General features: G+C 67.5%; 10 protein-coding genes. 5 read left to right on the top strand and 5 right to left on the bottom strand.

Annotated features, from left to right (window positions below; translation table 11 throughout):
* Window positions 1–494: 494 nt before the first annotated feature.
* Window positions 495–698, top strand: coding sequence for a developmental transcriptional regulator BldC (gene bldC, locus ACYVD1_RS02630; RefSeq protein WP_013155387.1), 204 nt, complete (start codon window positions 495–497; stop codon window positions 696–698).
* 148 nt (window positions 699–846) lie between these two features.
* On the opposite strand, the gene ACYVD1_RS02625 is transcribed toward bldC, so the two are convergent.
* The 3 genes from ACYVD1_RS02625 to ACYVD1_RS02615 all read right to left on the bottom strand — a co-directional run bounded on the left by ACYVD1_RS02625 (window position 847) and on the right by ACYVD1_RS02615 (window position 5,270).
* Complete coding sequence (locus tag ACYVD1_RS02625) at window positions 847–2,109, bottom strand: hypothetical protein (protein ID WP_460767406.1); 1,263 nt, start codon at window positions 2,107–2,109, stop codon at window positions 847–849.
* 403 nt (window positions 2,110–2,512) lie between these two features.
* Window positions 2,513–3,526 carry a DNA primase gene (locus ACYVD1_RS02620; protein ID WP_460767403.1) on the bottom strand — a complete coding sequence of 338 codons (1,014 nt, stop codon included), beginning with the start codon at window positions 3,524–3,526 and terminating at the stop codon, window positions 2,513–2,515.
* Between the two features lie 682 nt (window positions 3,527–4,208).
* Complete coding sequence (locus tag ACYVD1_RS02615) at window positions 4,209–5,270, bottom strand: hypothetical protein (protein ID WP_460767401.1); 1,062 nt, start codon at window positions 5,268–5,270, stop codon at window positions 4,209–4,211.
* 540 nt (window positions 5,271–5,810) lie between these two features.
* On the opposite strand from ACYVD1_RS02615, the gene ACYVD1_RS02610 reads away from it, so the two are divergent.
* The 4 genes from ACYVD1_RS02610 (at window position 5,811) to ACYVD1_RS02595 (ending at window position 9,096) form a co-directional block, all read left to right on the top strand.
* A complete protein-coding gene (locus tag ACYVD1_RS02610; protein ID WP_460767398.1) occupies window positions 5,811–6,713 on the top strand; it encodes an N-acetylmuramoyl-L-alanine amidase in 903 nt (300 codons plus the stop codon).
* A gap of 186 nt (window positions 6,714–6,899) precedes the next feature.
* Window positions 6,900–7,688, top strand: coding sequence for a DivIVA domain-containing protein (locus ACYVD1_RS02605; RefSeq protein WP_460753948.1), 789 nt, complete (start codon window positions 6,900–6,902; stop codon window positions 7,686–7,688).
* 156 nt (window positions 7,689–7,844) lie between these two features.
* Window positions 7,845–8,777: a M48 family metallopeptidase gene (locus tag ACYVD1_RS02600; protein ID WP_460753945.1), complete on the top strand. Its 933-nt coding sequence runs from the start codon at window positions 7,845–7,847 to the stop codon at window positions 8,775–8,777.
* Between the two features lie 58 nt (window positions 8,778–8,835).
* A complete protein-coding gene (locus ACYVD1_RS02595) occupies window positions 8,836–9,096 on the top strand; it encodes a DUF6504 family protein (RefSeq protein ID WP_460753942.1) in 261 nt (86 codons plus the stop codon).
* A gap of 608 nt (window positions 9,097–9,704) precedes the next feature.
* On the opposite strand, the gene ACYVD1_RS02590 is transcribed toward ACYVD1_RS02595, so the two are convergent.
* A complete protein-coding gene (locus ACYVD1_RS02590) occupies window positions 9,705–11,036 on the bottom strand; it encodes an HNH endonuclease signature motif containing protein (protein WP_460767394.1) in 1,332 nt (443 codons plus the stop codon).
* Between the two features lie 569 nt (window positions 11,037–11,605).
* Window positions 11,606–12,148 carry a group II intron maturase-specific domain-containing protein gene (locus ACYVD1_RS02585; RefSeq protein WP_460767391.1) on the bottom strand — a complete coding sequence of 181 codons (543 nt, stop codon included), beginning with the start codon at window positions 12,146–12,148 and terminating at the stop codon, window positions 11,606–11,608.
* Window positions 12,149–12,289 lie beyond the last annotated feature (141 nt).

Genomic DNA, 12,289 nt, shown 5'->3' with positions numbered 1-12,289 from the left:
GGATCGACGTAGACTGTAGCCATCCGGTCACTGAGTGCACCCTGAGTAATCGAGAAACCCTTGCCACGCCGAGGATGCGCGTGGCCCGACCCGCCAACCGAAGCGGGCCCGCGCCCTTGGCGCCTCCCCGCCTGACTCTTCTCCTTCAAGCAACTGACCAGGGCTTCCATCCCCCTCTCCCGAGCTCGACCCCCGGGTTTCGGTCAGCCCTGCCCTAGCACTTCGGGCACTCCGGATCGAGAAAAACGAGGCCCGAGAACGAAGTTTTGACCGAATACGCCACATGCCACTAAACGTGTCGCTAGAATCACTTAGCGTGACGCGGCCACGGGCGGCTTTTGTTGGCCCCCCACGTGCAAAGTTGCTTGGAGTGGTCGCGTAATCACCTCGGGTGATGCCAATATGGACCTAGCGAAAATATTGGACATCCGGGCCAAGTGCCAGGAATAAGGCTCAAGGATCGGCACACAGATCCAGGAGGAGAGGCCGTACACATGTCAACTCGCACGCCCGAGGCGGAGCCCCTGTTGACCCCCGCCGAGGTTGCCACCATGTTCCGCGTGGACCCCAAGACCGTGACACGCTGGGCCAAGGCGGGCAAGCTGACCTCGATCCGCACCTTGGGCGGCCACCGCCGCTACCGCGAGACTGAGGTCCGCGCTCTGCTGGCCGGAATCCCCAGCCAGCGTACGGAGTGAGATCCCCGGTCTGTGCCGATTCCGGGGGGAACGGCCGGACGGACTCCGGCTGCTGACGAAGGTCCAGGGCGGGTCACCCAGGCGGGGTGGCCCGCCCAACCGTGACCGGCCCAGCGCAGACAGCCCCGCCTCCGCCACACGGCCGCGGTCAGTCCTCGATCTGGTCGTCCATGGCGGTGGTGCGCTTACGGGCGAGGAAGGAAGCGGCCGCGCCGCCACCCACCGCCACGACCGCGGCGGTGACCAGTGCGACGATCGAGCTGCCGGTCGTGGCCAGTCGGCTGCTGGGGGCGGCGGTCTCCTCCAGTTCCTCCCCGCCCCGGTCGCCGTCGTCGGACTTGGTCGCCGACACGTGGGTGGATCCGACCGCCCACGAGTCGGCGAAGTCCACCGCGAAACCGCTGTCGCGGTCCGGCTCGCCCACCTGCACCCAGACCGTGAGCGAGGAACGGATGCCCTCACCGACCCAGTCCTCGTCCTCGTCCTCGAAGCCCGCCTCGTTCACCAGGAAGCGCACACTGACGGGCACCTCGTCCAGGACGTCGCCGCTGTCCTCGTCGTAGACCTCCAGCGTGTCCTCGACCGTGTGGTCACCGTCGAAGTGCGGAACCGGATCGCCGAAGGCGGTCAGCTCGCCGTGTTCGAAGGTCGCCTCGGTCCGCCCGTCGTAGTCGGCGACGGCGCTGCTCCGCAGGCCGCTGAGGGTGAACTCGAGTGCGTTGCCGTCAGCGGAGACGTTGTCGGACCCGCCCTCACCGAGGATCACGGTGTCCTCGTCCTCATCCTCGTCCTCAGCCGGGCTCGAGGCGCTGGGGGAAGCCGAAGGGCTCGCGCGAGGTGTGTCCGGGTCGGTCTCCTCCGCCCGCTGGGGCTCTCGGTCCCCGGAACCGCCCCCCCGGTCACCGCCCTCCACACCGGGCTCCGACTCGTCCTGGCCGTCGCGTCCCTCCTCGGACGGCCCCGACGGCGGTGCCGACGGCGGTGCCGACGGCGGTGCCGATGGCGACTCCGAGGGCTGCGTACCCTCAGCGCCCTCCCCGTCCGGGTCGACCATGCCGAGGTCGATGAGGTCGTCGACGCTGAGCCGGACCGACGCCCGCTCGACCACCGACTCCGCCTTCGACCCCTCGTCGTCGACCAGCGTGCTGCTCTCCCCCGTGACCTCCGCGTACTCGGCCAGGGGGCCGAAGAGCTCTGCCGCCTCCGCACCGTCCTCGGTGTCCCCGCCGAAGCTGATGGCGGTGGAGTAGCCCGTGACAAGATCCCCGTCGGTGACCCAGGCCTGGGCGTTCGCCCAGACGAGCTGGCCGGCCGAAGCGGGGGCGGCGGACGCGATGCCGAGCGCGCCGAGCGCCACGGCAAGGGTCCCACCGGCGAGGAGGCGGCGGGCGGACGATTTGGCGGGAGTCACCACAACACTCCTGTTGTATCTGGGGGATGCCCGGCTGAGCCGGTCCCGCACGGCGCTGACGCGACGGTCGGGATGTGCGGGCCGACCTGGCGGGCCGGGCGCGGTGTTCTGGGGCGGAGGGTCGTGACACCCGTCCGGTCGGGGGGACTGGTCTGTGTGGAGATCCGTGCACGGAGCGTTCCACACGGCGAGCCTAGTCCCTGGATCACGAAACGGAAACCGTTCGGCCGACGCTGGACCCATTCCCCGGAGGATCAGGTACTCGACCCGGATGACCGCCGTGAACTGCGAGAACGACAAAGGCCCCGGGGAGCGGCCTTGAATCCGCCCTCCCCGGGGCTCGGTCACACGAGCCTCAGCCGCTCACCGCGACCAAGACTGCCGACTCAGTTGAACCCGCCGACTAGTTCTCGTCGGTCTCGTCGAACTCGTCGGAGGCGTTGTTCTTCTTGCGGCGCGCCAGGTAAGCGGCAGCGCCACCACCTGCGGCGATCACGGCACCAGCGGCGACCAGAGCGGCGATCGGGCTACCGGTGACGGCCAGGTCGTCATCCGTGCCCTTGTCGTCGCCGTCGTCCTTACCGTGGTCCTTGCCGTCCTTGTCGTCGCCGTCGTCCTCGTCCTTGCCGTCGTCCTTGCCGTCCTCGTCCTTACCGTCGTCCTTGCCGTCCTCGTCCTTACCGTCGTCCTTGTCGTCCTCGTCCTTGTCGTCCTCATCCTTGTCGTCATCGTCGTCCTCGACGACGAGGTCAGAGGTACCGACGGAGGCGTCAGCGATGTGGAAGTCGATCTGGCCCAGGAGGCCGGCGTCAAACCCGGCGAACAGGGCGACGTAGGCCCCGTCCCAGGTGATGTCCTCGTCGTAGACGTCGTCGAACTCGGCGGCTTCGTCAAAGTCGAAGGTGCTGATGTCGAGGTCGAGCTCGTTGACGTTCTCGGTGATGTTGCCCGGGTGGAATTCGGTGGTGTACTCACCGTCCCAGGGCTGGGTGATGGAGATCGAGGCCTCGGTGAACTCGACATCGATGACGAGCTCTTCCTCGTCGAGCGTCTCGACCTTCTCGTCCTCGGCGAAGGTCTCGACATCGCCCTCGCTGCTCTGCAGTTCGGTGTCCGCGGAGTCGATGATGCCCAGGGCGTCCTCCAGCGTGAGCTGGGCGTGGGCGTTGTTCACCGTCACGGTGGAGTGCACACCCTCGGCGTCCACGCGGGTGTCCGCGTCGGCGTTGACCGACAGGTAGGTCTCCGGCTCGAAGTCGAAGCTGTCGCTCGCCGCACCCTCCGTGCCCTGGGGCGTGCCTTCCAGGACGACGGACTCACCGGCGATGTTGGCGACGGCGGAACCGTGCAGCACGGTGTCGGCGTTCGCGGGCAGGGCCGCGGCCATGGACAGGGCACCGAAAGCGACGAAGGTCATTCCGCCCTGCATGACTCGGCGGGCGGTAAGACTACGAGTGTTGCGCAAAACAATCCTCATTCGGAACGTTCCAGCCCGGGTAGGACTGGCCTGGCCACGCGATCCAGCCGGAAAACCCAGCGGGAAGGTCTTGGAACACGGTGCACGAACCAGGTTCGGGTAGGGGGATGGTGGGGGCGTTCAGAAGCCCACCACCTGGGGAAACCGTGGAGTTCGGGGCTTGGTGCCGGTGAGGGACTGGAGGCTGCCAAGCCGTTGTGTGACTCCCGATTTCCAAGAGGGACACTACCGGCCAACAAAGATCAAATCACCTATGCGCGATTACAAGCAGATCACGATGCACCATTAATCGCCCTCGGTGATCACGCGGAATAATCTGTGTGATTCTTTTATCCCGAAGTAAACCGCTCCCAATCCGGCGCGTCACGCGAAGCGGACCGAAGAACGGAACCTTTTATTAGCTGCGCAAACACCCTTTTGCGCGGAGCCCGTTCACCAATCCTGTCCGGATGTGGACTTCGATGAGGCGCCCTTCGTTCGGTGACCTCCGGTACACGGTGCGGAGTCCACAGGCATGACTGAGGCCCCGGGGAGCTGTGGCTCCCCGGGGCCCGGTCACACGAGTCTCAGCCGCTCCCGGCGACCAAGACCGCCAAGACGACCGATACGGCCAGACGGCCGACTAGTTCTCCTCGGCCTCGTCGAACTCGTCGGAGGCGTTGTTCTTCTTACGACGCGCCAGGTACGCAGCGGCGCCACCACCGGCGGCGATCACGGCACCAGCGGCGACCAGAGCGGCGATCGGGCTACCGGTGACGGCCAGGTCGTCATCCGTGCCCTTGTCGTCACCCCCGTCCGTACCGTGGTCCTTGCCGTCCTTGTCGTCGCCGTTGTCCTCGTCCTTGCCGTCGTCCTTGTCGTCCTCGTCCTTGCCGTTGTCCTTGTCGTCCTTGTCGTCGCCGTTGTCCTTGTCGTCCTTGTCGTCCTCGTCCTTGTCGTCATCGTCGTCCTCGATGACGAGGTCGGAGGTACCGACAGCAGCTTCGGCAAGGCTGAACTGGAGCCAGAACGCGTCCTCCGCGGTGATGGTCGCGAAGAGGCCGTTGTAGGCCACGTCCCACGTGATGTCGTCCTCGAAGCGGTCGTCGACCCCTTCCTCTTCGCCCGAGACCGGCTCGGACTCGACCTCGACCGGGCCCTCCGCGTGGTGCACGATGGCTTCGGGCGCGTCGTTCTCGACGAAGTACTCCTCGTTCCAGTCCTTCTTGACGCCGACCGTGCCGTCGACGAACTCGACGTCCAGGACGATCTCGTCGTCGTCCGCGTCGAGCGTGCCGAAGACCTCTTCGTCGAGCTCCTCGACGTCGCCTTCGCTGCTCTGCAGGTCGTCGTCCGACTCCTCGATGAGCTCCTCGATGTCCTGCATCGTGAGCTGGAAGTGGGCGCTGTTCACCGTGATGGAGGAGTGGGTGCCTTCGTCGTCCACCCAGTTGCGGGCTTCGGCGTCGACCGTGAGGTAGGTCTCCGGCTGCTCGTTGAAGCTCTCGCTGATCTCGTTCGGGGTGCCCTGCGGCGTGCCGTTGAGGGTGAGCTCGTACCCGGCCACGTTGGCGGTGGCGGAGCCGTGCAGCACGGTGTCGGCGTTCGCGGGCAGGGCCGCCGCCATGGTCAGAGCGCCGAAGGCGACGAAGGTCATCCCGCCCTGCATGACACGGCGTGCGGTGAGACTACGAGTGTTACGCAAAACAATCCTCATTCGGAACGTCCCAGACCGAGGGGATCGGACTGGGCCTGGCCACGCGACCCACCGCCTGGCAAGCAGGCGGGGAGAACTCGGAGCACGGAGCACGAACCAGGTTCGGATAGGGGGAGGTCGGGGCGTTCAGAAGCCCACCACCTGTGGAAACCAGGGAGCCCCGGGTGTGGTGCCGAAGAGGGACAGGGGGCTACCGAGCCGTTGTGTGGCTCCCGATTTCCGAGAGGGACACTACCGGCCCACAAAGATCAAATCACTCACTCCAGATCACAAGCAGATCACGATACCTATTTGGTCGCCCTCGGTGACCATCCATTGTGATCTGCGTGATTCTCTTTTGCGCAAGTAAACCGCCCTCGACCTGCCGCGTCGTGCGCGACCGCGCAGAACGGCACCTTTATCAGCCGCGCCGGCGTCCATTGTGCAGAACTCGTTGGCCAAGCCTGTCCGGATGTGGACTTCGACAATGCGCCCTTCATCCGGATTCATCTGGTACATGGGGTGGTGTCCACCGGCTAGGTTGTGGTCATGCCCGTCTCCGAACCATCGGGGCGCCGGAGCCGCGCCACCCGCGCCCTGTCCCTGCTCTGTCTCGCCGTCCTCTGGACCGCGGCCTGCGCGGCCCCGGCCGACGGCGCGCCCGAAACCGACCCGACAGCCGCTCCACCGCTGCCCGGCCCCGAGGACCAGGACGACGGGGACGGTGACGGGGACGGCGAGAACGGCGACTCCCCGTCCGAAGACGAACCGGAACCGCCGGGCGACGGCCCTCTCGGTGACCGGGTGGTGGTCATCGACCCGGGTCACAACGGCGGCAACGCCGACGCCCCCGACGAGATCAACGCCCAGGTCCCCGACGGCGTCGGCGAGAAGGCCTGTGACACCGTCGGCAGCGAGACCGCGAACGGCTACGCCGAACACGAGTTCAACTGGGACCTGTCACTGCTCGTCCAAGAACGGCTGGAGGCCGACGGGGCCACGGTGATCCTCACCCGGGAGGACAACGAAAGTGTCGGCCCCTGCATCGACGAGCGCGCCGAGATCGGCAACGAGAACGAGGCCGACGCCGCCCTGTCCATCCACGCCGACGGCGGACCGGAGCCGGGACGGGGTTTCCACGTCATCACCCCCGGAGTGATCCCCGACCTCACCGAGGAAATCGTGGAGCCCTCCGCCCTGCTGGCCGAGGACATCCGTCGCGAATACCTCGAGGGGAGCGACATCCCCTACGCCGACTACCTCGCCGACGAGGGACTGGATGAACGCACGGACCTGGGCGGGCTGAACCTGTCCACGGTGCCGAAGGTGTTCCTGGAGGCTGGCAACATGCGCAGCACCGAGGACGCCGAACTCCTGGAGGACCCCGAGTGGCGGGAGGGCGCCGCCGACTCCGTCGCCCGCGGGGTAGCGGCCTACCTCCTTCGCGAATAAGGCCCCCTTCGCGAATAGGGCCTCAGGCGCGGGTAGGGCGCGTCCACACCCGGCCAAAACTACCGGTCGGTATGGCGTAGACCACCGCCCACCGGCATAATGCCATCATGCCCCCGGCCACACCGCCCGCGTCCGAATCACACGCGGGCCCGTGATACTGCCCCTTCGAACCTCGTGAACTGCACAATGGGGACCATGCCTCTGACACCGGCGGACATCCGCAACCAGAAGTTCCACACGGTGCGTCTGCGCCCGGGCTACAACGAGGAGGACGTCGACGAGCTCCTCGACCGGATCGAGGCCACCCTTGTGGCGTTGGAGGGCGGGCCGCGGAAAGGCCCGCTGATCACCGCGGACGAGATCCGCAACTCCCGCTTCCGCACCACCCGGATGAGCCCCGGGTACCGCGAGGACGAGGTGGACGACTTCCTCGACCGCGTCGTCGCCGACCTCGCCGGCCGCGGCCTCGGCCAGCCCGCGGCGCCACCCCCGCTGCCGCCGCACCCGGGACAGGTCGGCGCACAGCAGGCCCAGCAGCATCCAGCCCAGCCGCACCCAGCCCAGCCGCATCCGGGCCAGCGAACGCCCAGCCAGCCAGGCCCCGGGCAGCCGCAGCCGGTCCATCCCCACCCGGCGCAGGGATACCCGGGCCAGGACAGGCAGGACCTGCCGCCGACCGGAGCGCCCGCACCAGGACCGCGGATGGGCCCCAAGGACGTCCGGGACCAGCGCTTCGCCACCACACGGCTGACCACCGGTTACAACGAGCAAGAGGTCGACGAGTTCCTGGACCGCGCCGAATACACGCTGCACGTCCTCCTCCAGGGCCGTCCGGAACGGGCGACCCTGACCTCCGACGACGTGGAGCGGGCCCAGTTCGCCACCACCCGTGCACGCCCGGGGTACGACCCTGCCCAGGTCGACCGCTTCCTGGACGTCCTCGCCGACGAGCTGCGCCTCCACGAGCGCTCCTAGGCACGCCCGTGCCTGCTGTTCGGCCGGGCAAAGCGCCGGACACGCCCTGTCTCGGGACACGCCGTCTCCGCCAACCCCACGCAAAGGAAAGCGGAAAGTAATATTTAGACACAGGGAGTAATCGTCCCTTGTCGCCGGCGGCCCGAGGGGAGCACCATGCCACACGCGACGCCGCCCGGGGGCCACGCCCCCGCATGCTCGGTCTACGGGGTCCCCGGCTGTTCCCCCGCACCGGGGCCGGGCGGCACGTACTCGGCCTCACTGCACGGCCATTCGCGCGAGCTCTGTTCCGTGGACTCAGACGAGGAGGTCGTCGCCGCAGCCGCGCACCCCTGGGAGAAGCCGCTGGTCGCGCTGTGCGTGATGGTCTCGCTGGTGTTCGCCGCGGCACTGGTGCGGCTGGTGTGGTCGGTGTCGGGGTCCGCCCTGTGGACCGTGGTGTCTCTCCTGGTCACCCCCCTGGTCTGCTGGGCCGCGCGCGGACTGCGCTACGCCCGGGAACGCGCGGAGTCGGTGCGGATCTCACCCACCCAGTTCCCTGAGGCCTATCGGATGGTGGTGTCGCTGTCCGCGGACACGGGGCTGGCGCGGAACCCGGAGGCGTACGTGCGGTTGGGCCCGGTTTCTGCGCGGGCCGATGCCGCCGCACACGGCCTTCGCACCTACTTGGCCCTACCCGAGACACTGTTCGACGAGGGTGGTCGGCCACGCGACCCGAACGCCCTCGCCTTCCTCATCACGCACCAGATCGGCCACATCGCCGCGGGCCACACGGGGTACTGGCGCAGGGTGGCCACCCTGGGCGCCGAACTGGTCCCCGGGCTGGGCGCGGCCCTGTCCCGCGCCAACGAGTACACGGCCGACAACCACGCCCACGCGCACCTGCCCGAGGGCACCCACGCCGTGTCCCTGTTCGCCGGGGGGCCGCACTTGTACACGCGGGTGAACATCGGTGAGATGGCGGCCCGGGCACGGACGGACCGGGGGTGTTCGCTGCTGCTCTACCACCTGCTCTCCCGGCGCCCCAGCAACACGCGGAGGATGGCCGCGCTGCGCGACCGCGACCGCCGCGGCCGGGTCTTCCTCTGACCCGACACGCCCACGCCAGACTTGACGGTATCGAACACCAGTTCGATATGCTGTTCGTGTGAGTCTCCTGAACGAACAGATCGACGTCCGTTCCACCAACGGTGGAAACCCCGCCCAGTTCACCTGGCGCGGCCGCACCTTCCGGGTGCGCAGGATCATCGGCGACTGGCCCGCGCGCCCGGGGGCACCGGGTGTTCCGGCCACGGGGATCCATCTCCTGCGTGTCTCCGCCGAGTCCGAGTCGGGCGAACCGAGCATCATCGACATCACCCGGGACACCACCTCCGACCGCTGGACCATGCGAAGGCAGTGGCACTAGGGGTGCCCAACGCCCCGCTCTGCGCGGCGGCCTCCCGAACTACGTCCGGGTCCGGGGTGGTGCTGGAGTTCGGCCCAAGTGCTGGAGTTCGGCCCAGGTGCCGGGGTTTGCTGTGAGGTGCGGGTTTCCCCGTTTCCTGCCGCCCGATGGTGGCCGTCTCCGCTACGCGCCTCAAGGTCGTCGCCGTCGAAGCGCTGGCGCGCTATCGAAGGGCGCTCCACCTTGACCCGCTTCGCTACGACGGCGGGTTGGCGGCTATCAGGAAACGGGGGACGTGTGGTCGGGGAGGCGATGGGCCCGGAGGGCCAACGGCACAAGCACGGCCTGGCGGCCGTCAGCCGCCACTCCACCGGAGCGTTGACGCCTGGCGGTGTCGCGGCCGGTCATGCTCTGCTGCGAACCCCTCGGCCTGGGGGCCGATGCCTGCCACTCCGCCGGCGCTGTGACGGCTGGGGGTGTCGCGGCCGGTCATGGTGGGCGGCGAACCCCGGATGGGGTCGAGGGCCGGGGTGAGCCCGGGTGGGCATGGGTGCGTGCGGGTAGGGGCCCGGCGGTGACGGGGTGTTTGGTGGGGTGTTTGGTGGGGTGTGGTGGTTGGGGGTGGTCGGTTACGGGTTCGGGGGTGGGGCTGGGTCCCCGTCCCCACCCGGGTCCCCGCCCCGGTTCTGGCCTCGGTTTCGGGTGCGGCCCGACCACATCCGGCGGTCCTGGCGTACCGACCACCGGTGCTTGATCTGGTTGTGGGTCGCGCACAGCGGCTGGATGTTGGCGGCGCTGGTGGTGCCGCCCTGCCAGAACTCCACGATGTGGTCAGCCTGGGTCCAGGGCAGGGGCACCTCGCACCCGTACTGCCAGGCGCAGCTGGTGTGGCCGTGGAAGGCGGCCGCCCGGATGCGGGGCGGGGCCAGTCGGCAGGAGCGGCCCACGTCCAGGACCTGGCCGTTCTTCTGCTCGATGACCAGGCGGCGGATCCAGCTCTCACCGAGGAGTTCACGCACCACCGAGATGGGCACGACCTGCCCGGTCTCGGTGGTGGCCGGGCTGGCGTCTTCGGCTTCCTCGTTGCCGGCCAGGCTGGTGGCGGGCACGGTGATGTTGATCAACGCCGTGGCCGTGGTGGGGGTGTCGCACCCCTGGTGGGACTGGGCGAAGCCCAACGCGGCCATGAGGGCGTCGTAGGTGCGCTCGTACTTGGACAGCCCGTCTTCGGGGTGGAAGGGCACCTGGTAGTTGTCCAACGCCACCTGCAGGCGCAGCGCATCGGCGGGTGAGCCCCACACCTGGAACAGGAAAGTTTTGTCGAAGGTGGTGACCAGCTGGGCACCCCGGGCGGCGTGGGCGGCCGCGTGGTCCTTTTCCACCTTGTTCGGGTTGAGCCCCATGCACAGCTGGTGGGCGAAGCGGGTGATCTGGCCCACCGACATGTTCGGCCGGGTCTCCTTGAACCCCAGGATCCCGAACTCCATTTTCGCCCGGAACAGCTCCGGGTCGGGGTGGTCGCCCTTCTCCCTTTTCTCCACCCCCGCATCGGCGCCCTTGATGACGGCGGCGGCCTCGCCCACCGACAGCATTCCTTGCGCCAGTGCTTCCCGTGTGGGGGTCATTTCCTGGCGGAATTCGGCCCGCCCGATCAGGGCCAGGTCATTAGCTTGCGCGGCGGGAATGCCGAAGGCGTGGCGCAGCCACGCCTCCAGGCTCTTCTGCCCGCCCTGCTCCAACAGCTGCCCGGTGGCCTCGAGCTGGGCCAGCCGGGCGGCCATACTGACTTTGATCTGGTCGAGCTGTTCCCACACCCGGGTGGCCTGGTCCAACACCTCACCCGCCGCCCCCAGCGGCACGTCGCGGCCGAAGAAGCCGGCGCTCTCTTCCCGGGCAGCGTCCACCGCGACATCCACCGGGGTGTTCCCGGTGGGGGTGGGTGCTTCAGGAGAGATCGTCATTCTCCCATTATAAACAAAGCACCCGACAATGGGAAGTGTTATCGGAGATAATTCGGGACTACCTGCGCTCGGCAGGCCGGCCGACGCCCCTTTTGGTCGCCATTTTTCCGTCGCCCAGAATGGCCTTTATCCACCCACTCGCCTTGGTGTTTGTCCGCACCTGGAATTCCAGGTCGCTGATAGGGGGTGATCTTGCCCCTGTCTCCACTCTCGACGGCCGAGGGTGGAGACAGGGGCAAGATCATCGGGGAAAGGGCCGCCCGAGAGGGGTTCGCAGCAGAGCATGACCGGCCGTGACACCGCCAGGCGTCAACGCTCCGGTGGAGTGGCCATTGACGGCCGCCAGGCCGTGCTTGTGCCGTTGGGGCCCTCCGGCCCCGAAGGGGCCATCGCCTCCCCGACCACACGTCCCCGCCGAGTAGCCGGGGGGAATCTCACCCCCCGGCCCTCACAGATCCGTACGTGACAGTCTCCCGTCATACGGCTCTTATCACCCTGATCACCAGGAACGAGGAGCGTGCACCGTCCACTCCCACTGCGCGAAATAACGAGGCTTCCTTCTCACACCCTCATCCCACACACGCTGAGCTTTCTTCGCACCCCCCCAACCGCTCATACTTATTACGCATCCAACGCATCAAGTAGGCATTGATACGCTTCAGAAGAGGAAACAACTCCCACTTATTGAAAGCCCCGCAATAGCTCATCCACCCCCGCACGATCGGATTGATCTTCCGCGCGAGATCTTCCGAACTATGGCCAGTCCGATGCTGCAGCCTCCAGGACCGCACCTGAGCACTCATCCTCTTCAGAGCCTGTTTACTGACCGCGGGCGCAAACGACAGGAAGAGACTCCCATCCCACCGCATCGACGCCCTCTGACGAAACGTGAACCCCAAGAACGTGAACTCGACATCGGGGCAATCCCCCGTACGGTCCTCGTCCTTGCAGTACACCACCTTCGTCTTATCCGGATGCAGCTCCAGCCCGACCTCGCCCATCCTGCCCTTGATCGCCTGGAGAACATGGCGGGCCTGCTGCTCACTGGCACAGTGCACCACCACACCATCCACATACCTCTCAAACGTGACCCCCGGAAAACTCCGAGCCATCCACGCATCAAAGGGGCTCTTCCCAGATGAAGGTGTAGGTCGGCCGGGCGCGTCGGTCCGCAGATAGACGTCGAGGTCTCCCGACGATGGAGGTTCCTACGCCATCCATCCGAAAGACCTCGACGTGCCCGACGCTACCCC

The organism is Nocardiopsis nanhaiensis (assembly GCF_054778635.1).
This window is presented reverse-complemented; position numbering and strand designations above follow the sequence as displayed.

Bases quoted from the DNA above. Each gene is read 5' to 3' on its own strand.
- bldC (WP_013155387.1), top strand. From the start codon at position 495: ATGTCAACTCGCACGCCCGAGGCGGAGCCCCTGTTGACCCCCGCCGAG.
- ACYVD1_RS02620 (WP_460767403.1), bottom strand. From the start codon at position 3,526: ATGACCTTCGTCGCTTTCGGTGCCCTGTCCATGGCCGCGGCCCTGCCC.
- ACYVD1_RS02610 (WP_460767398.1), top strand. From the start codon at position 5,811: ATGCCCGTCTCCGAACCATCGGGGCGCCGGAGCCGCGCCACCCGCGCC.
- ACYVD1_RS02605 (WP_460753948.1), top strand. From the start codon at position 6,900: ATGGGGACCATGCCTCTGACACCGGCGGACATCCGCAACCAGAAGTTC.
- ACYVD1_RS02600 (WP_460753945.1), top strand. From the start codon at position 7,845: ATGCCACACGCGACGCCGCCCGGGGGCCACGCCCCCGCATGCTCGGTC.
- ACYVD1_RS02590 (WP_460767394.1), bottom strand. From the start codon at position 11,036: ATGACGATCTCTCCTGAAGCACCCACCCCCACCGGGAACACCCCGGTG.
- ACYVD1_RS02585 (WP_460767391.1), bottom strand. From the start codon at position 12,148: ATGGCTCGGAGTTTTCCGGGGGTCACGTTTGAGAGGTATGTGGATGGT.